The 23,197-nt window shown below is 63.4% G+C and carries 22 protein-coding genes and 1 tRNA gene; 11 read left to right on the top strand and 12 right to left on the bottom strand.

Annotated elements, in window-relative coordinates:
* Positions 1–113 precede the first annotated feature (113 nt).
* The 5 genes from ACNFCH_RS05995 to ACNFCH_RS05975 all read right to left on the bottom strand — a co-directional run bounded on the left by ACNFCH_RS05995 (position 114) and on the right by ACNFCH_RS05975 (position 4,409).
* Positions 114–1,055, bottom strand: coding sequence for a ribose-phosphate pyrophosphokinase (locus ACNFCH_RS05995; RefSeq protein ID WP_043214915.1), 942 nt, complete (start codon positions 1,053–1,055; stop codon positions 114–116).
* Between the two features lie 47 nt (positions 1,056–1,102).
* Positions 1,103–1,177, bottom strand: a tRNA-Gln gene (locus tag ACNFCH_RS05990).
* Positions 1,178–1,211: 34 nt separating this feature from the next.
* On the bottom strand, positions 1,212–2,057 hold the full coding sequence (ispE, locus tag ACNFCH_RS05985) for a 4-(cytidine 5'-diphospho)-2-C-methyl-D-erythritol kinase (protein WP_416742427.1): 846 nt from the start codon (positions 2,055–2,057) through the stop codon (positions 1,212–1,214).
* A gap of 3 nt (positions 2,058–2,060) precedes the next feature.
* Positions 2,061–2,678: a lipoprotein insertase outer membrane protein LolB gene (gene lolB, locus ACNFCH_RS05980; RefSeq protein WP_070093592.1), complete on the bottom strand. Its 618-nt coding sequence runs from the start codon at positions 2,676–2,678 to the stop codon at positions 2,061–2,063.
* Positions 2,679–2,681: 3 nt separating this feature from the next.
* Positions 2,682–4,409, bottom strand: coding sequence for a tetratricopeptide repeat protein (locus tag ACNFCH_RS05975; RefSeq protein WP_337157885.1), 1,728 nt, complete (start codon positions 4,407–4,409; stop codon positions 2,682–2,684).
* Between the two features lie 1,056 nt (positions 4,410–5,465).
* Here ACNFCH_RS05975 and hemA point away from each other — a divergent pair.
* The 5 genes from hemA to murI are packed head-to-tail and all read left to right on the top strand — an operon-like array spanning position 5,466 to position 10,192.
* Positions 5,466–6,743: a glutamyl-tRNA reductase gene (gene hemA / locus ACNFCH_RS05970; protein WP_337157886.1), complete on the top strand. Its 1,278-nt coding sequence runs from the start codon at positions 5,466–5,468 to the stop codon at positions 6,741–6,743.
* Positions 6,740–7,822, top strand: a complete 1,083-nt coding sequence (gene prfA / locus ACNFCH_RS05965) for a peptide chain release factor 1 (protein ID WP_070093595.1) — start codon at positions 6,740–6,742, stop codon at positions 7,820–7,822. The genes hemA and prfA overlap by 4 nt, the downstream gene beginning before the upstream one ends.
* A complete protein-coding gene (gene prmC, locus ACNFCH_RS05960) occupies positions 7,823–8,653 on the top strand; it encodes a peptide chain release factor N(5)-glutamine methyltransferase (protein ID WP_416742426.1) in 831 nt (276 codons plus the stop codon).
* Complete coding sequence (locus tag ACNFCH_RS05955) at positions 8,647–9,402, top strand: molybdopterin-synthase adenylyltransferase MoeB (RefSeq protein WP_337157888.1); 756 nt, start codon at positions 8,647–8,649, stop codon at positions 9,400–9,402. Before prmC ends, ACNFCH_RS05955 begins: the two co-directional genes overlap by 7 nt.
* Positions 9,395–10,192 carry a glutamate racemase gene (murI, locus tag ACNFCH_RS05950; protein WP_337157889.1) on the top strand — a complete coding sequence of 266 codons (798 nt, stop codon included), beginning with the start codon at positions 9,395–9,397 and terminating at the stop codon, positions 10,190–10,192. The genes ACNFCH_RS05955 and murI overlap by 8 nt, the downstream gene beginning before the upstream one ends.
* A 60-nt stretch (positions 10,193–10,252) precedes the next feature.
* Here the strand turns inward: murI and phrB are convergent, their stop codons facing one another.
* The 4 genes from phrB to ACNFCH_RS05930 all read right to left on the bottom strand — a co-directional run bounded on the left by phrB (position 10,253) and on the right by ACNFCH_RS05930 (position 14,594).
* A complete protein-coding gene (gene phrB / locus ACNFCH_RS05945) occupies positions 10,253–11,668 on the bottom strand; it encodes a deoxyribodipyrimidine photo-lyase (protein WP_337157890.1) in 1,416 nt (471 codons plus the stop codon).
* A gap of 10 nt (positions 11,669–11,678) precedes the next feature.
* A complete protein-coding gene (locus tag ACNFCH_RS05940) occupies positions 11,679–12,542 on the bottom strand; it encodes a MerR family transcriptional regulator (RefSeq protein WP_416742425.1) in 864 nt (287 codons plus the stop codon).
* Positions 12,532–13,500, bottom strand: a complete 969-nt coding sequence (locus ACNFCH_RS05935) for a DUF523 and DUF1722 domain-containing protein (protein WP_337157892.1) — start codon at positions 13,498–13,500, stop codon at positions 12,532–12,534. The genes ACNFCH_RS05940 and ACNFCH_RS05935 overlap by 11 nt, the downstream gene beginning before the upstream one ends.
* A 107-nt stretch (positions 13,501–13,607) precedes the next feature.
* Complete coding sequence (locus ACNFCH_RS05930) at positions 13,608–14,594, bottom strand: NAD(P)/FAD-dependent oxidoreductase (RefSeq protein ID WP_337157893.1); 987 nt, start codon at positions 14,592–14,594, stop codon at positions 13,608–13,610.
* Positions 14,595–14,781: 187 nt separating this feature from the next.
* On the opposite strand from ACNFCH_RS05930, the gene ACNFCH_RS05925 reads away from it, so the two are divergent.
* The gene (locus ACNFCH_RS05925) at positions 14,782–15,687 is read left to right on the top strand and encodes a TIGR01777 family oxidoreductase (protein ID WP_337157894.1); all 906 of its coding nucleotides are present in this window, start codon (positions 14,782–14,784) and stop codon (positions 15,685–15,687) included.
* Between the two features lie 13 nt (positions 15,688–15,700).
* Positions 15,701–16,714: a ferrochelatase gene (hemH, locus tag ACNFCH_RS05920; protein WP_337157895.1), complete on the top strand. Its 1,014-nt coding sequence runs from the start codon at positions 15,701–15,703 to the stop codon at positions 16,712–16,714.
* Positions 16,715–16,831: 117 nt separating this feature from the next.
* Here the strand turns inward: hemH and ACNFCH_RS05915 are convergent, their stop codons facing one another.
* Positions 16,832–18,106, bottom strand: coding sequence for a uracil-xanthine permease family protein (locus ACNFCH_RS05915; protein WP_337157896.1), 1,275 nt, complete (start codon positions 18,104–18,106; stop codon positions 16,832–16,834).
* 2 nt (positions 18,107–18,108) lie between these two features.
* Positions 18,109–18,747: a uracil phosphoribosyltransferase gene (gene upp / locus ACNFCH_RS05910; RefSeq protein ID WP_028691132.1), complete on the bottom strand. Its 639-nt coding sequence runs from the start codon at positions 18,745–18,747 to the stop codon at positions 18,109–18,111.
* A gap of 166 nt (positions 18,748–18,913) precedes the next feature.
* Between upp and ACNFCH_RS05905 the strand changes: the two genes are divergently transcribed.
* From ACNFCH_RS05905 to ACNFCH_RS05890, 4 genes are all read left to right on the top strand, one after another.
* Positions 18,914–19,471, top strand: a complete 558-nt coding sequence (locus tag ACNFCH_RS05905; protein WP_416742424.1) for a hypoxanthine-guanine phosphoribosyltransferase — start codon at positions 18,914–18,916, stop codon at positions 19,469–19,471.
* Positions 19,472–19,473: 2 nt separating this feature from the next.
* Positions 19,474–19,947, top strand: coding sequence for a WbuC family cupin fold metalloprotein (locus tag ACNFCH_RS05900; protein WP_337157898.1), 474 nt, complete (start codon positions 19,474–19,476; stop codon positions 19,945–19,947).
* Positions 19,948–20,076: 129 nt separating this feature from the next.
* Positions 20,077–20,547: a hypothetical protein gene (locus ACNFCH_RS05895; protein ID WP_337157899.1), complete on the top strand. Its 471-nt coding sequence runs from the start codon at positions 20,077–20,079 to the stop codon at positions 20,545–20,547.
* Positions 20,548–20,615: 68 nt separating this feature from the next.
* On the top strand, positions 20,616–20,906 hold the full coding sequence (locus tag ACNFCH_RS05890; RefSeq protein WP_196163782.1) for a PA4642 family protein: 291 nt from the start codon (positions 20,616–20,618) through the stop codon (positions 20,904–20,906).
* A 97-nt stretch (positions 20,907–21,003) separates the two neighbouring features.
* Here the strand turns inward: ACNFCH_RS05890 and mqo are convergent, their stop codons facing one another.
* A complete protein-coding gene (mqo, locus tag ACNFCH_RS05885; protein WP_337157900.1) occupies positions 21,004–22,515 on the bottom strand; it encodes a malate dehydrogenase (quinone) in 1,512 nt (503 codons plus the stop codon).
* Positions 22,516–23,197: the final 682 nt, after the last annotated feature.

Here is a 23,197-nt window from a genome sequence, read left to right as displayed (position 1 = left end):
CTCCAAAATAGCCTCCCGAATGGCGTTTGCGACCAGCGCCATCGGGATTGGCAAAAAAGCCCCGCCCCGACAAGATGCCGGGGCGGGGCGCTTTTCGTCAGCGAGCGTTCCGCTTAGCGGAACATCGCGCTGATCGATTCTTCGTTGCTGATACGGCGAACCGCTTCAGCGACAACCGGTGCGATATCCAGCTGGCGGATACGGTCACAGGCTTGAGCAGCGGCGGACAGCGGGATGGTGTTGGTCACCACCAGCTCGTCCAGCACGGACTTCTCGATGTTCTCGATCGCACGGCCCGACAGTACCGGGTGTGTGCAGTAGGCGTAGACCTTGGCAGCGCCGTGGTCTTTCAGGGCCTTGGCCGCGTTGCACAGGGTGCCGGCGGTGTCGACCATGTCGTCTACCAGGATGCAGGTGCGTCCTTCGACGTCGCCGATGATGTGCATCACTTCGGAGTGATTGGCCTTCTCACGGCGTTTGTCGATGATACCCAGGTCGACACCCAGGGACTTGGCGACGGCACGTGCGCGCACGACACCACCGATGTCCGGGGAGACGATCATCAGGTTCTCGAAACGCTGGTCTTCGATGTCGTCGACCAGTACGGGCGAGCCGTAGATGTTGTCGACGGGGATATCGAAGAAGCCCTGGATCTGGTCAGCGTGCAGGTCGACAGTGAGTACACGGTCGATACCCACGACAGTGAGCATGTCAGCGACGACTTTGGCGCTGATGGCTACACGTGCCGAACGCGGACGGCGGTCCTGGCGGGCGTATCCGAAGTAAGGAATCACGGCAGTGATTCGTGACGCTGAGGAGCGGCGGAAGGCGTCGGCCATCACTACCAGTTCCATCAGATTGTCGTTGGTAGGGGCACAGGTTGGCTGAATGATGAAAACGTCCTTACCACGAACATTTTCATTGATCTCAGCACTGATTTCGCCGTCGGAGAATTTACCGACAGAAACATCACCCAGTGGAATATGCAGCTGACGTACGACACGCCGAGCCAGATCGGGGTTGGCATTCCCCGTGAAGACCATCATCTTGGACACGCGCAGTACCTGAAGGCTGAGGGTAACCTGGATGAGTATAAGGAAAATGGCAGGGGCGGCTGGATTCGAACCAACGCATGGCAGGATCAAAACCTGCTGCCTTACCGCTTGGCGACGCCCCTGTATCTGTTGCTGCGAGTACCGAATACTCGACTTCTAGAGCAGGCTCTGCAGCTTGCGATGCAACATCGAAATGTTGCTTCCCTTTGCCACAAACCCTGTTTGGGTCTCTGAAAGAAGGGCCAGAACTTTATCAGCTTCGGCTTTGCTTGGGAAGGCCCCAAACACACAACTTCCAGTGCCGGTTAGACGAGCTTCAGTGTATTTACCCAGCATATTCAGCGCATTGCGAACTTCTGGATAACTTTGCTCTACCACCGGTTGGCAGTCATTTCGACTGTTTCCCTCGGGAACGGGGCGCATCTTAAGGGGGAGGGAATCACGTGTCAACTCTGGATGCGAAAAAATTTCCGCTGTGCTGACAGACACTTGCGGCACCAGCACGACGTACCAGGGCTCTTCGGGGTCCACCGGGGTCAGTTGCTCACCCACGCCTTGCGCGAAAGCGGCGTGGCCCCGGACGAACACCGGCACATCGGCGCCAAGCCCGAGGCCCAGGGCGGCCAGACGGTCTTTGTCCCAGCCCAGTTGCCACAGGTGATTGAGTGCCAGCAGGGTGGTCGCGGCATTGGAACTGCCACCGCCGATACCGCCGCCCATGGGCAGGATCTTGTCCAGCCAGATGTCGACGCCGAGCGAGCAACCGGATTTTTGCTGTAGCTGGCGGGCGGCGCGCACGATCAGGTTGCTGTCGTGGGGCACGCCAGCGATTTCGGTGCGCAGGTGGATCTGGCCATCTTCACGCAGGCTGTAGCGCAGCTCGTCGGCATGGTCGAGAAACTGGAATACGGTTTCCAGCTCGTGGTAACCGTCGGGGCGGCGACCGATGATGTGCAGCCACAGGTTGAGCTTGGCCGGGGCGGGAAGCGTGAGCATGGTCATCGATCAATGCCCCAGCTGGCGTGGCTGCCAGTCCTTGACCACCAGGGTGACGTCCAGATCCTGACCGTGCAGCTTAAGGCGCTCGGGCAGCCAGTAGCCGTTCTGTTGGGTGTAGCTCAGGTACTGCACCTGCCAGCCGTCTTGGGTCAGGCTGGCCAGGCGGCTGTCGCCGTCCAGGGTCAGCTGGCTCTTGCTGTCGGGAGCGGGCAGGCCGCGGACCCACCAGACCAGGTGCGACACCGGCAGTTCCCAGCCCAGTTGCTCTTCGAGCAGTGCCTCGGGGCTCGGTGCCTCGTAGCGGCCCTGGTTGGCCACCTCCAGCACCACGCCACCGGGGCGTCCGGTCAGGCGTGCCGCCCCGCGACCCAGGGGGCCGGCCAGGCGGATGTCGTAGTAGTCCTGGCGCTGCAGCCAGAACAAGGTGCCACTGCCGGAGTCACGTGGGGCGCGAATGCCGACCTTGCCGTTGATCTGCCAGCCGTCGAGGGTGCTCAGTTGCTCTTTATGGGCGCGCCACAACTGCGGGTCGCCGTGGCCTTGCAAGGACTCGCGGCTACCGAAACCGGCGCAGCCGGCGAGCAGGGCGATCAGGGTGAAGGTGATGCAATGACGCAGGAACATGGTTTACAGGGTCTCTGATCCGGTCAGGCGCAGGAGGGTCTTGCGCAGGATTTGGCTGTCGGGCTGGCCTTCGAAGGCTTTGGCCCAGACCTGGCGGGCTTCGCGGCGTTTGCCGTTGGCCCAGAGGACTTCGCCCAGGTGGGCAGCCACTTCATGGTCGGGGAAGCGTTCCAGGGCCTGGCGCAGCAGGCGTTCGGCTTCGTCGAGGTTGCCCATGCGGTAATTGACCCAGCCCAGGCTATCGAGCACGGCTGGGTCGTCCGGGGTGAGCTGGTGGGCTTTCTCGATCAGCGCCTTGGCTTCGGCGTAGCGGGTGGTGCGGTCGGCCAGGGTATAGCCGAGCGCATTCAGGGCCATGGCGTTTTCCGGCTCGCGTTGGATGATGGCGCGCAGGTCTTTTTCCATTTGCCCCAGGTCATCGCGCTTTTCGGCCAGCATGGCGCGGGTATAAAGCAGGTTGAGGTCGTCCGGGTAGCGCTTGATCGCCTGGGCCAGGATCTGTTCAGCCTGGGCCTCCTTGCCGTTGTTGCCGTAGCTTTCCGCTTCGATCAGGTAAAGCTGGATGGCGTAATCGGGCTGGGCCTCGCGGGCCTCGCCGAGCAGGCGCGACGCCTCGCTGGCTCGGCCATTGGCGATGAGGATGTCGGCCTGGCGCAGTTGCGCGGGCAGGTAGTCGGGGCCAGGGCCGACCAGGGCGTATTCGCGCAGGGCGGCCTCGGGATCGCCGCGTTCTTCGCGCAGGCGGCCGAGGTTCAGGTGTGCGGCGTCGACATTACTGTCACGCTCGACCAACTCCTGCAGGTACCCCTCGGCCTCGTCCCAGTTCTTGGTTTCCAGGCAGACCAGGGCGAGTGAGTAGCGCAGTTCGTCATCTTCGGGATATTGCTGGAGCAGGCTTTCGAACTCGGCCTTGGCGTCGGCCATGCGGTCTTGTTCGACCAAGGTGCGGGCGTAGGTCAGGCGCAGGCGCTTGTCATCCGGGTTGTCACGGATCGCCCCGCGAAGCAGTGGTAGGGCCTCCGAACCACGGTCCAGTGCCTGCAACAGGCGGGCGCGCAGCAGAACCGGGGCGACTTCGCCGTTTTGCGGCGGGTGCGATTCGAGCAGCTCGAGGGCCTGCTCGGTCTTGCCATCTTGGTTCAGCAGCAGTGCTTTGCCGAACACCAACTGGCCGTTGTCCGGGTACTTGACCAGCAGGCGGTCGAAGCTTTGCAGCAGGCCGTCGCGGGTGTTCTGGTCGGTTTCGGCTGCGGACAGGGCGAGGAAGTCGAAATGGGTATCGCCCTGGCCCTGCAGGACTTTCTCCATGTAGGCCATGGATTCGTCGTAGCGCCCGGCGCGAGCCAGTTGAATGGCGGCGGCGCGTTGGGCATCGAGGTTTTGCGCATCATTGCGCGCCCAGATCAGTGCGGTATCCAGCGCAGGTTCGTCGGCACCGAGGTACTCGGCGATGCGATAGGCGCGCTCGGAGACTGCTGGGTCCTGGGTCTTCTCGGCCTGGTCGACATAATTGGCCAAGGCGATGTCGAAGCGATTGCGTTGCCCGGCCAGTTCCGCCACCAGCAGGCTATAGAGTGTTTCTTCCTTGAACGAGCCGTACACCACAGGCTTTTCCGGTGCGCTTTTGCCAGCCTCGGCAACGGGCGACTCGGCCTCGTTCTTCTGCGGGGCCAGGCTTTGGCAGCCCTGGAGCAGGGCGAGGGCAAGCAGCAATGCGTAGGACTTGTTCATAAAGAAGGCTTTGGATACCGGCGGTCGGAGCATGATGACACAAGCGCGATGGCAAACCCACCAGCGAAGGTCGTGGTTGCGAGGTTTCGGATTGTTCGGACCATTCTATGAGCGCATTGTTCTGACCTGTCGAAATCAATAGCCTGATATCCCGATCCCGATCCCGATCCCGATCCCGATCCCGATCCCGATCCCGATCTGCTTTTGCTCTTTAATTGCACAAATAGTCCAGACGCCGCCAATCGCAACGTCAGGAGGCCGAGTGGAGGTGCCTGTAGGGGCAGGCGCGCAGCGCCCTTCGGCGTGAGCCGAAGTCGCGAGATGGAGACTTGCATAGCAAGTCGGAGGCCGCGAAGCCCCGGAAGACAATGAAGAGGGAACCCCGCCACGGGCGGGGCGGATGTGGGAGCAGGCGGTTTTTGCCTCCTTTTTGCCAAGAAAAAAAGGAGGTCGCCGTAAGGGCGAAAAGGTGAGTCTGCGCCGGTGCAGGGAACGGATATTCACGCTATTTCCAAGCCCCTAGAGGTGGTTTTCAGGGGGGGCTTATGGCGGTGAGCATATCCGTTTGCGATGGGGCCGCTTGCTCACCTTTCCGCCCTTACGGCGGGTCACTTTTTGGCAAACGCCCCAAAAAGTAACCAAAAAAGGCTGCGCTCCTGCATGCGGCCCCTGCGCTTCGCTCCGGGGTTCCCTCCGCTGCGCCACCCTGCGGGGCTTCGCGGCCTCCGACTTGCTGCGCAAGTCTCCATCTCGCGACTTCGGCTCACGCCGAAGGGCGCTGCGCGCCTGCCCCTACGGGTGCCTCCACTCGGCCTCCTGAAGTCGCAACTGGCGGCGCCTGGGCCACTGTGCACTGAAAAGCCAAAGCCAAAGCCAAGCGAAGGTAGGGACAAGCGGAGGGCGGGGGCCATGGGCATGCAGCCGGCGCCTCTGGCCTGCGCAACGGCCCGCCACCGACGATAGCCCCCAGGTATCGCGACAATAGCGAACGGTGGTTGTTCTGGAACCTGCGAAGTAGGACAATTATCGGCTTCTCGTCACAACCAGCGACCTTGCATGGCCTTTCTTGCACTTGGTATCAACCATAAGACTGCCTCGGTAGACGTACGCGAGCGCGTGGCGTTTACGCCAGAGCAGCTGGTCGATGCCCTGCAGCAGCTTTGCCGACTGACCGCCAGCCGTGAGGCGGCGATCCTGTCGACCTGCAACCGCAGTGAACTCTATATCGAACAGGACCACCTGGCCGCCGACGCCGTGCTGCAGTGGCTGGCCGAGTATCATCAGCTCAACCTCGAAGAGCTGCGCGCCAGCGCCTATATCCACGAAGAGCATGACGCGGTCAAACACATGATGCGTGTGGCCTCGGGCCTGGATTCGCTGGTGCTGGGCGAGCCGCAGATCCTTGGTCAGATGAAGTCGGCCTATGCCGTGGCCCGCGAGGCCGGGACCATCGGCCCGCTGCTCGGGCGCCTGTTCCAGGCCACGTTCAGCGCCGCCAAGCAGGTGCGCACCGATACCGCCATCGGTGAGAACCCGGTGTCCGTGGCCTTCGCCGCAGTCAGCCTGGCCAAGCAGATCTTCAGCGACCTGGGTCGCAGCCAGGCCCTGCTGATCGGCGCTGGCGAAACCATCACCCTGGTCGCCCGCCATCTCCATGAACAAGGCGTACGGCGTATCGTCGTGGCCAACCGTACCCTGGAGCGTGCCAGTATCCTGGCCGAGCAGTTTGGCGCCCACGCGGTGCTGCTCTCGGACATCCCTCAGGAGCTGGCCAACAGCGACATCGTCATCAGTTCCACCGCCAGCCAGTTGCCGATCCTCGGCAAGGGCGCGGTGGAAAGCGCCCTGAAGCAGCGTCGGCACAAGCCGATCTTCATGGTCGATATCGCCGTGCCACGGGACATCGAGCCGCAGGTTGGCGAGCTCGATGACGTCTACCTCTATACGGTCGATGACCTGCATGACGTCGTCGCGGAAAACCTCAAGAGCCGCCAAGGCGCTGCCCAGGCCGCCGAGGAGCTGGTGTCGGTCGGTGCCGAGGACTTCATGGCGCGCCTGCGCGAGCTGGCGGCGGTGGATGTGCTCAAGGCCTATCGCCAGCAAAGCGAGCGGCTGCGTGACGAAGAACTGCAAAAGGCTCAACGCCTGCTGGCCAACGGCGGCAACCCCGAAGACGTACTGGCCCAGCTGGCCCGGGGGCTGACCAACAAACTGCTGCATGCACCCAGCGTGCAATTGAAAAAGCTCTCCGCCGAAGGCCGCCTCGATGCGCTGGCCATGGCCCAGGAACTCTTTGCCCTCAACGAGGGCTCGACGGACAAAACCCCGCAATGAAAGCGTCGCTGCTCAATAAACTGGACACGCTCCAGGACCGCTTCGAAGAACTCACCGCCCTCCTGGGCGATGCCGAGGTCATTTCCGACCAGACCCGTTTCCGCGCCTATTCGCGTGAATACGCCGAGGTCGAGCCGGTCATCGACGCCTATAAAGAGTGGCGCAAGGTCCAGGACGATCTGGCCGGGGCCCAGGCGCTGCTCAAGGACAGCGACCCTGACCTGCGCGAGATGGCTGTCGAGGAAGTGCGCGAAGCCAAGGAGCAACTGGTCGGCCTGGAGGCCCGGCTGCAACGCATGTTGCTGCCCAAGGATCCCAATGATGGGCGCAACGTGTTCCTCGAGATCCGCGCCGGTACCGGTGGCGACGAGGCCGCGATCTTCTCGGGCGACCTGTTCCGCATGTATTCGCGCTACGCCGAAAAGCGTGGCTGGCGCCTGGAAATTCTCTCCGAGAACGAAGGCGAACACGGCGGCTACAAGGAGATCATCGCCCGGGTCGAAGGCGACAGTGTCTACGGCAAACTCAAGTTCGAATCCGGCGCGCACCGCGTGCAGCGGGTGCCGGAGACCGAGTCGCAAGGGCGTATCCACACCTCCGCCTGCACCGTGGCCGTGCTGCCGGAGCCAGACGAGCAGGTTGCGATCGAGATCAACCCGGCCGACCTGCGTATCGATACCTACCGCGCCTCGGGCGCCGGTGGTCAGCACGTGAACAAGACCGACTCGGCGATCCGTATCACCCACTTGCCCACCGGCATCGTGGTCGAGTGCCAGGAGGAGCGGTCGCAGCACAAGAACCGCGCCCGGGCCATGTCCTGGCTGTCGGCCAAGCTCAACGACATGCAGACCAGCGCCGCGCAGAACGCCATTGCTTCCGAGCGCAAGCTGCTGGTGGGTTCGGGCGACCGCTCCGAGCGCATCCGCACCTACAATTATCCACAGGGCCGGGTGACCGATCATCGCATCAACCTGACCCTGTACTCCCTGGATGACATTCTGGCCGGGGGCGTCGATGCGGTCATCGAGCCCTTGCTCGCCGAATACCAGGCCGATCAGCTGGCCGCCCTGGGGGATTGAATGACCATCATCGCCAGCCTGCTGCGTGACGCGCAGCTGCCGGATTCCCCGACTGCGCGCCTGGACGTCGAGCTGTTGCTGGCTGCCGCCCTGGGCAAGTCGCGCAGCTACCTGCACACCTGGCCCGAGCGCATCGTCAGCAGCGAAGCGGCCGAGACCTTCGCCGGCTACCTGGCGCGTCGCCGGGCCGGTGAGCCGGTGGCGTACATCCTGGGCCAGCAGGGTTTCTGGAAGCTCGACCTGGAGGTCGCGCCGCACACCCTGATCCCACGCCCAGAAACCGAACTGCTGGTGGAAGCTGCGCTGGAACTGCTGCCCCCGCGACCTGCGCGGGTGCTTGATCTGGGCACCGGCACGGGCGCCATCGCCCTGGCCTTGGCCAGCGAGTGCCCGGCCTGGCAGGTAACGGCGCTGGACCGTGTGTCGGACGCCGTGGCCTTGGCCGAGCGTAACCGCGAGCGCCTCGGCCTGGCCAATGCCCAGATACGCCTGAGCCACTGGTACGACGCCGTGGCTGGCGAGCGCTTCGACTTGATCGTGAGCAACCCGCCGTACATCGCCGCCGACGATCCGCACCTGGTTGCCGGTGACGTCCGTTTCGAGCCCAGCAGTGCCCTGGTGGCGGGCCATGATGGTCTGGATGACCTGCGGGTGATCATCGCCCAGGCGCCAGATCATCTAGCAGCCGGTGGCTGGCTGCTGCTCGAGCACGGTTACGACCAGGCCATGGCTGTGCGTGAGCTGCTCACCCGCCACGGCTTCATCGACGTGGCCAGCCGCCTGGACCTGGCCGGTCACGAACGTATTTCCTTGGGACGACTGCCATGCTGAGTGATCAGGAACTGTTGCGCTACAGCCGGCAGATCCTGCTGGCCCAAGTGGATATCGACGGCCAGTTGCGGCTCAAGCGCAGCAAGGCGCTGGTGGTCGGGCTCGGTGGGCTTGGCTCGCCGGTGGCCCTGTACCTGGCCGCCGCGGGTGTGGGCGAGCTGCACCTGGCCGATTTCGACACGGTCGACCTGACCAACCTGCAACGCCAGGTCATCCATGACAGCGAAAGCGTGGGCATGAGCAAGGTCGACTCGGCGTGCAAGCGCCTGGAAGCGATCAATCCCGAAGTCAAGCTGGTCCCGCACCGCGAGGCCCTGGACGAAGATTCCCTGGCCGCGGCCGTCGGTGCGGTCGATGTGGTGTTGGACTGCTCCGACAATTTCTCCACCCGCGAAGCGGTCAATGCCGCCTGTGTCGCTGCTGGCAAGCCGCTGGTCAGTGGCGCGGCGATTCGCCTGGAAGGGCAGTTGTCGGTGTTCGACCCTCGTCGTGACTACAGCCCCTGCTACCACTGCCTCTACGGCCATGGCAGCGAGGCCGAGCTGACCTGCAGCGAGGCGGGCGTGCTCGGTCCGCTGGTGGGCTTGGTGGGCAGCCTGCAAGCGCTCGAGGCGATGAAGCTGCTGGCCGGCTTCGGCGATCCTTTGGTGGGGCGCTTGTTGTTGATCGATGCGCTGGGCACACGCATGCGTGAGCTGCGGGTCAAGCGCGACCCGGCGTGCGCGGTCTGTGGTAGCCGGCATGGCTGAGCGTTCGGCGCCGGTCGGCGTGATGGACTCCGGGGTCGGCGGCCTGTCGGTGCTCGCCGAGATCCAGCGCCTGCTGCCCAACGAATCGCTGCTGTACGTCGCCGACAGCGGGCATGTGCCGTACGGCGAAAAATCACCGGACTACATTCGCCAGCGTCTGCGCCACATTGCCGGGTTCTTCCGCGAGCAGGGTGCCAAGGCGATGGTCCTGGCCTGCAACACCGCGACCGTGGCGGCGGTGGCCGACCTGCGCGAGTTGTACCCGGACTGGCCCCTGGTGGGCATGGAACCTGCGGTCAAGCCGGCCGCTGCGGCAACCCGCTCTGGCGTGGTTGGGGTCCTGGCCACCACCGGCACTTTGCAGAGCGCCAAGTTCGCTGCCTTGCTCGATCGTTTTGCCAACGACGTCCAGGTGATCACCCAGCCGTGCCCTGGACTGGTGGAGCGCATCGAGGCCGGTGACCTCGACAGCCCGCAACTGCGCCAGTTGTTGCAAGGCTATGTGCAGCCTTTGCTGGATGCCGGTTGCGACACGGTCATTCTGGGCTGCACCCATTACCCCTTCTTGCGCACGCTGCTGGCCGGCATGGTGCCGGCGGATGTGGCCATCATCGACACCGGCGCCGCCGTGGCGCGGCAACTGCAGCGCCTGCTGGCGGCACGGGATCTGCTGGCTGAAGGGCCAGCGCGCGATACCGCGTTCTGGACCAGCGCCGAGCCGCAGTCGCTGGACAAGGTCCTGCCGTTGCTCTGGCGCCGGGCTGATCGGGTTCTGCCACTGCCTCTTTGAAGTGGGGCTGTCAGGCCGATGACCCTGGTGTACCTGAAGCATCGCTTCGCGTCCCCAAACTCAACCCCTGAGTCCCTGAAAGGCCGCCAACGCCCGCTCTCGACTGCTGCCCAGGTCGACGATCGGCTGGACATAGGGCGCAGCAAACAGATCACCGCCTGCCGTGGGTTCATGGACAGCTTTGTCATCCAGCCCTTGCAGCTCTGGCAACCAATGTCGAATGAATTGCCCCTTGGGGTCGAAGCGCCGTGACTGGCTTACAGGGTTGAACAGACGAAAGTACGGCACCGCATCGGTCCCGGTGGAGGCGCTCCATTGCCAGCCGCCATTGTTGGCGGCCAGGTCGCCGTCGATCAGATGACGCATGAAATGGCGCTCGCCCAGGCGCCAGTCGATCAGCAGGTTCTTGCTCAGAAACATCGCCACGACCATGCGCAGTCGATTGTGCATCCAACCTGTGTGCAGCAACTGGCGCATGGCGGCATCGATGATCGGGAAGCCGGTGCGACCGGCTTTCCAGGCTTCCAGGTCTTCAGGCGAATCACGCCAGGGCAATGCCTCGGTGTGGGCACGGAATGCCCGGTGTCGGGAGACCTGTGGATAACCCACCAGGATGTGCTTGTAGAACTCCCGCCACAGTAGCTCGTTGATCCAGGTCTGTACGCCCATGCTGCCGCTGTCGAACTCACCCTGATTGCCACTGAGCGCGGCATGCAGGCACTGGCGCGGCGAGATCACGCCGGCGGCCAGATAGGGCGAAAGCTGGCTGGTACCTGTCCTGGCGGGCAGGTCTCGCAGTTGGGGATAATCCTCGACAGTCTCATCGATGAAGCGCGTGAGGCGCCGCTGTGCCTCGTTTTCTCCGGCGGGCCAGTGCTCGCGCAGACTGCGCGATGGTGCGGGGAAATCGGCAAAACCCTGGGGGATGGGGTCGCTGGCAATGGCCAGTGGCGCTTGGCGCTTAACGTGAGGTGCCAGGCGAGGCAGGCTCAGGTGGAGTTGCTCCAGGCAAGCCCTGCGGAACTGGCCGAATACCTGGAAGTAGTGACCGCTTCGGGTCAATACCGAGCCTGGGCGCAGCAGCAGTTGGTCCAGATGGCCATGGATGAGGACGCCCGCCTGTTCGAGCAGGGCCTGGGTCGCGGCGTCGCGCTGCTGCTCGTTGACGCCGTACTCTTCGTTCCAGTGCACCGCCTCGATTCGATGCTGTCGGCAGACCTCCAGCACTGCCTGGGGCGCCTGCCGCCAGGTGTCGACGTGGCGGATCAGTAACGGAATGTTCAGGCGCTCCAGCGACTGGCGCAGGGTCTGCAGGTTACGCAACCAGAAATCGACCTTGCAGGGGGCATCGTCATGGGCCTGCCACTGACCGGGGCTGGCCAGCCACAGGGCGAGGGTCGGCCCACGAGCACAGGCGGCGCTCAGGGCAGTGTTGTCATCGACGCGCAGATCGCTGCGCAGCCAGATCAATTGCAAAACCATTTCCTCACAGTGATTGCAGCAGGCGCAGGGCTGCCAGGGGTGTTTCGAACAACTGCAAGCCCTCGACGTCGGACTCGACCAGGCGCGGGCCGTGCGCAAAGACGGTGCCGCCGCCAGCCAGCATCGGGACGTCGATGCCGGTCAACGTCGCTTTGAGTGAGCGGGTGTCGACGCGAGTCCCCAAGTAGAAAATCACCGCCCGGGGTCGCAGGGCTTGCACCGCGCGGTGCAGGCAGGGACCGCTGAGCGGGTGTTCGAGCACCTCGACCGCGATCGCGCAGGTGCCCAGCAACCAGGCGCACAGCCACAGTTGCGGGTCGAAGGCGCCTTCGCCGTAGGTCGTGATGAGCACCACAGGACCGGCAAGCGACAGGCTGTCGTAGTGAACCCGTGCGCCCAGCTTGCTGCGCAGCCAGGTGTGGAAGAACGCTTGTTCGAGCCGGGCATTGAAGTAACTGCGCCAGCGTTGTTCCAGGCTGTCGAGCAGGGGCAATAGCAATTGCTCGCACAGGGTGAAGGCCGGATACAGCGCCATGGCTTGGTTGAACTGCTGGTCGAGGGCGTGATGGGAGAGTGAGGCGATGGCCTCGATCATCGCCTGTTCGCGCAGTTGCCAGTCGCCCACCGGCGCAATGTTGGGCGCTCGCTCAAGCAGATCGCGCACCTGGCCTACCGACGCGCCGCGCTCCAGCCAGCTCAGGATGGCATGCACCCGCTCGACCTGCTCTGGCGGATACAGGCGATGGCCTTTGGCGGTGCGCTGGGGTTTGAGCAAGCCATAACGCCGCTCCCACGCCCGTAGCGTGATCGGATTGACGCCCGTGCGCCGGGCCAGTTCACCGATCGGCAGCAGGATTTCAGAGCGCATTGCGCAGGCCCAGTGGCTCGGGGTGCGGTTGCAGGTAGGCCTGTTGCAGCAGATAAGGGTCGGGGTGCTTGCGCAGGTGGTGCTTGAGCAAGGTCAGGGGTACCACCAGCGGCACCACGCCTTGCTGGTACTGGCCGATCAGGTGCTGCAGTTCCGTGCGGTCGCCTTGGCCCAGTACCGTGCGCAGGTAACCACTCAGATGCTGCAAGACGTTGCCATGGGTGCCTCGGCTGGCGCGGCGGCGCAGGGCCTGCATCAGCGCGCTGAAGTAACGGGGCCCGATGAGCTGCGGGTCGTCGTCACGGCGCATGCTGCCGAGCATCCTGCCCAGTTCGCGATAGGCCTGGGGGTTGTTGGCCATGAGCAGGTATTTGTAGCGCGAATGAAAACGCACCAGGGCTCCGCGACCCAGGCCCTGCGCCAGCAGACGCTGCCAGTCGGCGTAGGCATAGACGCGGCTGATGAAGTTCTCGCGCAGTACCGGGTCGTGCAGGCGACCTTCTTCTTCCACTGGCAGATCCGGGCGGCGAGCACAGAACGCACTGGCGTAGGCACCTTGCCCCGGCTGGCGGGAGAGCTGGCCGTCGTGCTGATAGACCTTCACCCGCTCCAGGCCGCAGGAGGGCGACTTTTGCATGAAGATGTAACCGCACAGATCATCGAGCGCCTCGGCCATCTGTTCGCCATAGGCACGCAGGGGGCCGGCGAGGTCGGTACCAGGATTGTGCGCGGCCACCACTTCAGGGTGGGCGGGGTCGCCGACCAAGCGGATAGCCGCACGGGGAACGCCCAGCCCGATGGCCAGTTCCGGGCACACGGGGGCCCATTGGAAATGGTCTTCGAGCAGCTCAAGGCAGAGGGATGAGGCTTTGTGGCCGGCGTTGAAGCGCACGGGTTGGCCCAGTAGACACGCGCTGATGCCAATCCGCGGCTTGTCGGTGATCGAAGTGATGTCCATGCGGTCTCCGGAAAACCTGTACATAAATACGAATCTTGTACAGGTTTATTCCAGCACACCGAAAAACTTATGCAAGAAGATTTTTTTGTACAGCTATCCGTGGCCCGTTAATCGAGGTGCTCCAGCAGTCGTCTGGCGGCTTCCTGACCGCTGAGCCAGGCCCCTTCGACTCGACCGGACAGGCACCAGTCGCCGCAGGCGTACAGCCCCAGGTCGGCGTCGGCCAGGGCGCCCCACTCATGGTTGCCGGCCGGACGGGCATACAACCAGCGGTGCGCCAGCGCGAAGGTCGGCGGTGGCACGATGCAACCGACCAGCTCCGCGAACTCACCCCACAACTGCTCGATCACATCCTCCTTGGGCAGGTCGATGTGCTGCTTGCTCCAGCTCGAGGTAGCGTGTAGCACCCAGGTATCGAGTTGCTCATCGCGCCCAGGCTTGCTGCGATTACGGGCCAGCCAGTCGAGCGGGTTGTCCTGGACGAAGCAGCCTTGCATGGGCGTATCGAGAGCGGTCTGGAAGGCCAGGGCGACGGCCCAGGTGGGTTCCATCTGCACGCCAGCGGCCACGGCCGCGAGCTTGGGCGTCGCCGCCAGCAGCGGGGTGGCCTGGGGGGCGGGGACGGCGATCACCACGCGGCTGAACGGGCCATGGCTGCACCCTTCGGTGTCCTGCAGGTGCCAATACTGTTTGCCACGGAAGACCTCGGCGATGCGGCAGCCGAAGTTCACCGTCACGTCCTTGAGCAGGCCACGGGTGATGGCACTCATGCGCGGCACGCCGACCCAGCGCGTCTGCTCGTCGGGGGACGGGGTCAGCTCGCCATCGCGGTAGTTGTACAGCTGGGGCTTCCACTGCTCGGCCCAGCCTGCTTCGACCCACTGGTGAACTTGCTCGACGAAACGCCGGTCGCGGGCGGTGAAATACTGCGCGCCCAGGTCCAGCGCACCGGCCTCGCTGCGCTTGCTGGCCATGCGACCGCCGCTGCCATGGCCCTTGTCGAACAGGTGGACAGTCTGCCCGGCTTTCTGTAGAGCCTGGGCGGCGGAAAGGCCGGCGATACCGGCACCGATGATGGCAATAGGTACTGTCATGATGGCCTCTTCGAACCTTGCTGTAAGCAGACTACGCTGTCAGGAAAACCTGTACAATGCATAATTTTTGTATAAGGTTATTCCCCTCGATAGGGCAGGTTGGCCTATGTTTATCCGAGAGCATCCGGTCTAAAAAGTGCCTTGTTCTTAAAAATAGACCACGGCCGCAACTTGCGAGGACACAGCCATGCATATATTGCTGACCGGCGGTACTGGCTTGATCGGCCGGCACCTGTGCCAGTACTGGCGCGGCCAGGGCCATCGCCTGACCGTATGGAGCCGTCGCCCGGAGCAGGTCCCCCGAATCTGCGGTACCGGCGTGCGCGGCATCGCCCGGCTGGAAGACCTGGCGGCGGACGATTCGGTGGACGCGGTGATCAATCTGGCTGGTGCACCGATCGCTGACCGTCCCTGGACCGCGTCGCGACGCACTTTGCTGTGGGCCAGTCGCGTCACCCTTACCGAGCAGTTGCTGGCCTGGCTGGAAAGCCGCGACCAGCGCCCGGAGGTGTTGATATCCGGATCTGCGGTGGGCTGGTATGGCGATGGTGGCGAGCGGGAATTGACCGAGGCTTCGCCGCCGGTGAAAGAAGACTTCGCCAGCCAGCTTTGCATCGCCTGGGAGGAGACCGCCCAGCGTGCGCAGCGGCTGGGCATTCGCGTGGTGCTGGTGCGTACCGGGCTGGTACTGGCCAGCGACGGCGGCTTTTTGTCGCGCCTGCGCCTGCCGTTCAAGCTGGGGCTGGGCGGGCCTTTGGGAGATGGTCGGCAATGGATGCCATGGGTCCATATAGACGACCAGATCGGCTTGATTGATTTTCTCTTGCAGCACAAGGACACCACCGGTCCTTATAATGCTTGCGCGCCGGAGCCGGTGCGCAACCGCGAATTCGCCAAGCGCCTGGGGCGCGCCCTGCATAGGCCTGCGTTCATGCCGATGCCGGGACTGCTGCTCAGGGCGGGCCTGGGCGAGCTATCCACGCTGCTGCTTGGCGGGCAACGGGCGCGCCCGGTCCGCTTGCTGGCGGCAGGTTTCACATTCCGCTTCAACGATCTGCAATCGGCCCTGGACAACCTCTCCAGCCGCCTCTGACATAGGATGCTGCATGACCGATCACGCCCTGCTACTGGTCAACCTGGGTTCGCCGGCCTCCACCTCGGTGGCCGACGTGCGCCGTTACCTCAACCAGTTCCTCATGGACCCTTACGTGATCGACCTGCCGTGGCCTGTGCGTCGTCTGCTGGTGTCGCTGATCCTGATCAAGCGACCGGAGCAGTCGGCCCATGCCTATGCCTCGATCTGGTGGGACGAGGGCTCGCCTCTGGTGGTCCTGACCCGCCGCCTGCAAGCGGCCATGGCCGAGCATTGGCCCCATGGCCCGGTGGAGATCGCCATGCGCTATGGCCAGCCGGCCTTGCCTGAGGTGTTGGAGCGCCTGGCTGCCAAGGGCGTGCGCAAGGTCACCCTGGCGCCGCTATATCCACAGTTCGCCGACAGCACCGTGACCACGGTGGTGGAGCTGGCCAAGCAGACCGTCGCCAGCCAGCAGCAGCCTTTACAGATGCGCGTGCTGCAGCCGTTCTATGATCACCCCGACTACATCGATGCCTTGGTCGCCAGCGCCAGGCCTTATCTCGAGCAGGGCTACGATCACCTGCTGCTGAGCTTCCATGGCTTGCCCGAGCGACACTTGAAGAAGCTCGACCCGACCGGCAAACATGACTTCCAGGCTGCCGATTGCTGCAAGGATGCCGACGCCCAGACCCGTGCGATCTGCTATCGCGGTCAATGCCTGGCCACGGCCAAGGCGTTCGCGCAGAAGATGGGAATTGCCGACGGCAAGTGGTCGGTCTCGTTCCAGTCACGCCTGGGGCGCGCCAAGTGGATCGAGCCCTATACCGAGACGCGCCTGGACGAGCTGGGCAAGGCAGGGGTGAAGAAGTTGCTGGTGATGTGCCCGGCGTTCGTCGCCGACTGCATCGAGACGCTGGAGGAGATTGGCCAGCGCGGCAGCGAGCAGTTCATCGAGGCGGGAGGTAAGGAGTTGGTACTGGTGCCGTGCCTGAACGACCACCCGCAGTGGGTGAAAGCGCTGGCAGGAATGTGCGAAAAGGCCTGAATAGCTAAGGCCCCTTTGTGGGCCTTTGGCGCCACAAGGCCACTCCTACAAGGTAATCGCGTTCTCTTGTAGGAGCGGCCTTGTGCCGTGAAAGGGCTGCGCAGCAGCCCTACGTTCTCAAGGTAACTGGTCATCCAGTTTCTTGTGCTTCCAGCTGTCATTGCCCGGCAGGATCAGGTTCAGGGCGATGGCCACGATGGCACACAGGGCGATGCCCTTCAGGCCCCAGTCATCCGGGCCGTCGCCGCTGCCGATCAGTACGCCGCCGATACCGAACACCAGGGTCACCGAGACGATCACCAGGTTGCGGGCTTCGGCCAGGTCGATCTTGTGACGGATCATGGTGTTCATGCCCACCGCGGCGATCGAGCCGAACAGCAGGCACAGAATGCCGCCCATCACCGGCACCGGGATGCTCTGCAACAGCGCGCCGAACTTGCCGATGAAGGCCAGGGTGATGGCGAAGATCGCCGCCCAGGTCATGATCTTCGGGTTGTAGTTCTTGGTCAGCATCACCGCGCCGGTCACTTCGGCGTAGGTAGTGTTGGGCGGGCCGCCGAACAGGCCGGCTGCGGTGGTGGCCAGGCCATCGCCCAGCAGGGTGCGGTGCAGGCCAGGCTTTTTCAGGTAGTCGCGACCGGTCACGCTGCCCACGGCGATGACGCCGCCGATGTGCTCGATCGCCGGCGCCAGGGCCACTGGAACGATGAACAGGATCGCCTGCCAGTTGAACGCCGGCGCGGTGAAGTTCGGCAGTTCCAACCATGGCGCCGCGGCGATCTTGGCGGTATTGACCACGCCAAAGGCGAACGACAGGCCAAAGCCCACCAGCACGCCAGCGATGATCGGTACCAGGCGGAAGATCCCTTTGCCGAACACGGCCACGATCAGCGTGGTCAGCAGGGCCGGCATGGAGATCAACATGGCGGTCTTGTATGGCATCAGCACGCTGCCGTCACCGGCTTTGCCCATGGCCATGTTGGCCGCGATCGGCGCCATGGCCAGGCCAATGGAGATGATCACCGGGCCGATCACCACAGGCGGCAGCATACGGTCGATGAAACCGGTGCCTTTGATCTTCACCATCAGGCCCATGAAGGTGTACACAAAGCCTGCTGCCATCACGCCGCCCATGGTCTCGGCCAGGCCGAACTGGCCCTTGGCGAGGATAATGGGGGTGATGAAGGCAAAGCTCGAGGCCAGGAACACCGGGACCTGACGGCCAGTGACCAGTTGGAACAGCAAGGTGCCGATGCCTGCGGTGAACAGCGCCACGTTGGGGTCGAGGCCTGTGATCAGCGGCATCAGTACCAGCGCGCCAAATGCCACGAAGAGCATCTGCGCGCCCGAGACGACCTGGCGCCAGAGCGGGTCGTTGAAGCCGTCCTGCATGGTCAGGCGTCCTTCTGCTTGGTGCCGAAGATCTTGTCGCCGGCATCACCCAGACCAGGGACGATGTAACCGTGTTCGTTCAGGCGTTGGTCGATCGAGGCGGTGTAGATCTGCACATCAGGGTGGGCTTTTTCCACCACGGCGATGCCTTCGGGCGCGGCGACCAGGACCATGGCGCGGATCTCTTTGCAGCCGGCCTTCTTGAGCAGGTCGATGGTGGCGACCATCGAGCCACCGGTGGCCAGCATCGGGTCGATGATCAGGGCCAGGCGCTGGTTGATGTCCGGCGCGAGCTTTTCCAGGTAGGTGTGGGCTTCGAGGGTTTCTTCGTTGCGGGCAACACCCACAGCGCTCACCTTGGCACCCGGTACCAGGCTGAGCACGCCGTCGAGCATGCCGATGCCGGCGCGCAGGATCGGGACCACGGTGATCTTCTTGCCGGCGATTTTCTCGACCTGCACCTTGCCGCACCAGCCGTCGATCTCGTAGGTTTCCAGCGGCAGGTCCTGGGTGGCTTCATAGGTCAGGAGGGCGCCGACTTCCTGGGCGAGTTCGCGAAAATTCTTGGTGCTGATATCGGCACGGCGCATCAGGCCGAGCTTGTGGCGGATCAGCGGATGGCGGATCTCACGAGTAGGCATAGGGGAGGGCTCCGGGAGGCGGGCAAAAAAACCGCGCTAGATTAATCTATTCAGCTCAGCATGTCGTCTGCTCATTCTGGACGTTAGTCCATAAATGCTTGATCTGTGACGGGCGGATGCGTACCTTTGCCCGCTTTTCCAATTCCGAGCCCCCCTGGAGAGCGCCATGTCCGCCGATCTCGAGCATATCCGTCAAGTCATGCGCGAGGCTGACTGCCTGTACACCGAAGCCGAGGTCGAAGCGGCCATCGCCAAGGTCGGTAAACAGATCAGCCAAGACCTGCACGACAAGAATCCGGTGGTCTTCTGCGTCATGAACGGTGGCCTGATCTTCGCCGGCAAGCTGCTGACCCACCTGCAGTTCCCGCTGGAAGCTTCCTACCTGCACGCCTCGCGCTACCGCAACCAGACCAGTGGCGGTGAGCTGTTCTGGAAGGCCAAGCCCGAGATTTCGTTCATCGACCGCGACGTGCTGATCGTCGACGACATCCTCGATGAAGGGCACACCCTCAGCGCCATCATCGACTTCTGCAAGCATGCCGGTGCCCGCTCCGTGCACACCGCCGTGCTGATCGACAAAGACCACGACCGCAAGGCCAGCCCGGACCTGAAGGCCAACTACGCCGGCCTGCCATGCGTCGATCGCTACATCTTCGGCTATGGCATGGACTACAAGGGCTACTGGCGCAACGCCAACGGCATCTTCGCGGTCAAGGGCCTGTAACCATGCGCCAACCTGCATTCATCGACCGCGCGTTGTTTGCCGAGTTGGCGCAAAAAGCCGCCGACAGCCCCCGAGGCCGGCAGCATCACAACTTCCATGCGATGGAGGAGCCCTGCCACCGCATGGCCGTCGGCCTGCAGCCCACCACCTATATCCCGCCCCACCGCCACCTGAGCGACGACAAGGCCGAGGCGTTGATCGTGCTCAAGGGGCGTCTTGGCCTGCTGATCTTCGATGAGCAGGGCGCGGTGGTCGACAAGCGAGTGATGCAGGCCGGGGGCGATTGCCTGGGCGTCGACCTGGCGCCGGGCACTTACCATGGGCTGGTGGTGCTCGAAGCCGACAGCATGCTGTTCGAATGCAAGGCCGGGCCTTACCGGCCGGTGGGTGAAGGCGAGCATGCCCATTGGGCGCCACGTGAAGGTGAGCCGGGTGTGGCGCAATACCATGCCTGGATGCGCGCGCAGTTTGACTGATGCTGGGGCCGCGTTGCGGCCCTTTCGCCGCACGAGGGTCGCTCCTTCAAGGTTTCGCGTTTCTCTGGGGCTCCGGGATCCTGGGCTCATCTCCATGCTAGAGTGCTCCTCCCTGCCAAGGAGCCTCACATGCGTGCGATTCTTCCTTTCCTGCTGGCGGTGAGCCTGCCGTTGTCCGCAGCGCCGCTGCATGGCCAGTTCCTGCCCCCCGATGACTTGTCCCTACGCCAGGAGGCTCCAAGCAGCCAGCAACTGCTGCAGGTGACCGACTATTCGGTGGTGACCGGCATCCAGCGTCAGTCCGACCAGCAACCGATCCCGATCACCTCATCGTTGATGCTGCGCCTGAAAGGCAAGCCCCTGAGCAAGGGCGCCACCCTTAGCCAGGTCCTGATCAACTTCGATGGTGAGGGTGGCAAAAGCCTGAAGAAGCCGGTCTATGACGAGAAGACCCGAACGCTGACCATGAGCTATCCGCTGGCCAACTACCGGGTCATCATGGACCTGCTGCGCAACGAGACGTTGTATGTGCAGTTCCTCACGTATCCCAACGGTCACCTCTGGGCGGATCTGCACACCGGCACCGTACGTACGCGTTGAGGCTCGTGGGTCGTGAGGGGTACACTGCCGGCCTTTGAATGCCCATGATGGCCCAGTTGGAGTCGGCAATGCGTAAAGACAAGAAGCAGGTGATTGGTGACGAGATCAGCGACGACTACGTCAAGACGTTCCTCCAGTTCGAGCCGGCCGATGGCGTGACCTCGCCATCGCTGCACAAACTGGTCAAGGCCTATCGTGGCCTGCGCGTCGACGACTTCGAGCGTTTCGTCGGCTTCTTCGTCGAGGCAGGTCTGGACCTGGACGGCAAGGACGAGCACGGCAAGACCTTCGTCGAGCTGATCGCCGACCAGCGCAATGCCCCTGAGTACATCGAGATCATCGATAACGCCCGTGGCTGATCTGTAAGCCACCGGCCCTTTCGCGGATGATCCCGCGAGGGTGGCAAGAGTCAGGCCAAAAAAAACGCCCCGAGGGGCGTTTTTTTGTGGGCCGGAATCAGGCGTAGTGCTGAGCCGGGCTGCTGCTGTCTTCCACCATTTCCAGCGCTTCGTCGTTCTGGGCGCTGATCTTGTGGTAGAGCGCGGCATCGGTGGCCAGGACCTTCTCGCGAGCCGGGAAGATTTCCTTGAGCTTGGCAGCCCAGGCACCCTTGGCCTGCTCGGGGAAGCAGCGCTCGATCAGCTCGAGCATGATCGAGACGGTCACCGAAGCACCTGGCGAGGCGCCGAGCAGGGCTGCCAGGCTGCCGTCCTGGGCTGCGACCAGCTCGGTACCGAACTGCAGGATGCCGCCTTTCTTCGGGTCCTTCTTGATGATCTGCACGCGCTGGCCTGCAACTTCCAGGCGCCAGTCCTCGGCCTTGGCTTCTGGATAGAAGCGACGCAGGGCGTCCAGGCGTTGCTCCATCGACTGCATCACTTCGCTGACCAGGTACTTGGTCAGGTCCATGTTGTCACGGGCGACGGCCAGCATCGGGCCGATGTTGCCCATGCGTACCGACAGCGGCAGGTCGAGCAGCGAGCCGTGCTTGAGGAACTTGGTGGTGAAGCCTGCGTACGGGCCGAACAGCAGCGACTTCTTGCCATCGACTACGCGGGTGTCCAGGTGCGGAACCGACATGGGCGGTGCGCCGACTGCTGCCTGGCTGTAGACCTTGGCCTGGTGCTGCTTGACGATCTCGGGGTTGTCGCAGCGCAGCCACTGGCCGCTGACCGGGAAACCACCGAAGCCTTTGCTTTCCGGAATGCCGGACAGCTGCAGCAGCGGCAGGGCGGCGCCACCTGCGCCGAGGAAGACGAAGCGGGCGTCGACTTCACGGCTGCCGCCGCTGTTGACGTCCTTGATGCTGACGGTCCAGCCGCTGCCGTTGCGGCGCAGGCCGACGACTTTCTTGCTGTACTTGACCTGCGCATCGGCGCTGTTGCCCAGTTGCTTGAGCAGCTTGTTGGTCAGGGCGCCGAAGTTCACGTCGGTACCCTTGAGCACGCGGGTGGCGGCGATGCGCTGGTCGGCCGGGCGGCCCGGCATCATCAGCGGCATCCACTGTTCCATCACGGCCTTGTCTTCGGTGTACTCCATCTCGGTGAAGGCATGATGCTGCTTGAGCAGCTCGAAGCGCTTCTTGAGGAAGGAAACACCCTTTTCACCTTCGACGTAGCTCAGGTGCGGGACCGGATTGATGAAAGCACGGGGCGAGCCGAAGCTGCCTTTGCGCACGAGGTAGGCCCAGAACTGGCGGGACACCTCGAACTGGGTATTGATGTGCACGGCCTTCTTGATGTCGATGCTGCCATCGGCGGCCTGGGGCGTGTAGTTCAGCTCGCACAGGCCTGCATGGCCCGTCCCTGCGTTGTTCCAGGGGTTGGAACTTTCCGCGGCACCGGAGTCCATCGCCTCGACGACCTCCAGCTTGATCGACGGGTCGAGTTCCTTGAGCAGTACGGCCAGGGTGGCACTCATGATGCCCGCGCCTACCAGTACCACATCAACCGATTCGTTCTGCGCCATTAACGCGTCTCCACAATCTACAGCACCTAATTGACAGCATAGGATCCCTGGGGTGGCCAGGATCGCCATGTCCGACTCTTCGCAGTTCTTGCCACTTCCGCGGACCCTGCCAACTCAGTCTTGGTGTTCAGCTATTGAACGCCGCTTGCCACGGGTGCGGCAATTCGACTTATGGTCAAGGTATCCGCCGTGCGGTATGGACCGGCTTCAGCAGTTCATCGAGGATGAGCACTTTTGCCGTCTGTTCGAGGCTGTTCGGGACGCATCTGTCGCTTTTGCACATGCCAGACTGTTCATTTGCTCGCCACACTCTTGTGAAGTTTGAAAAACCCGTTTTTTCACGCTCTTTTGGAACGTGAACCTCAAAAGGGATTGCGCGATGGCAATCCACAGGTTCCTGCAATGCGAAGGCCGGGAACAGCAGGCGCGGGCAGATGCAAGACCTGAGTGGAAGGCTCTCTGTGGGCAAAGCGTCGTAAAGTGCCGTGGTCAACGGCGATGCGGGGCCCGATCAGGAGACGTCCTTATAATCGGGGGGAGATTATAACGATGTCGCGGGCAGAAAGGTGCGCTTAATGGCTTTTTATTGCTGCGTTTGTCAGGCTGATCACTTGCATGGATGCAAAAGCCAGGACCGGGCTGTCAAGGCGGCACGTCCCGCTTTTTCTCGCCGCTAGGTATA

It is taken from the genome of Pseudomonas sp. NY15354, from assembly GCF_048068075.1.
In the GTDB taxonomy this organism is placed as follows: Bacteria; Pseudomonadota; Gammaproteobacteria; order Pseudomonadales; family Pseudomonadaceae; genus Aquipseudomonas; species Aquipseudomonas guariconensis_C.
The sequence above is the reverse complement of the archived record's forward strand: the minus strand, read 5'-3'. Positions and strand labels throughout refer to the sequence as shown.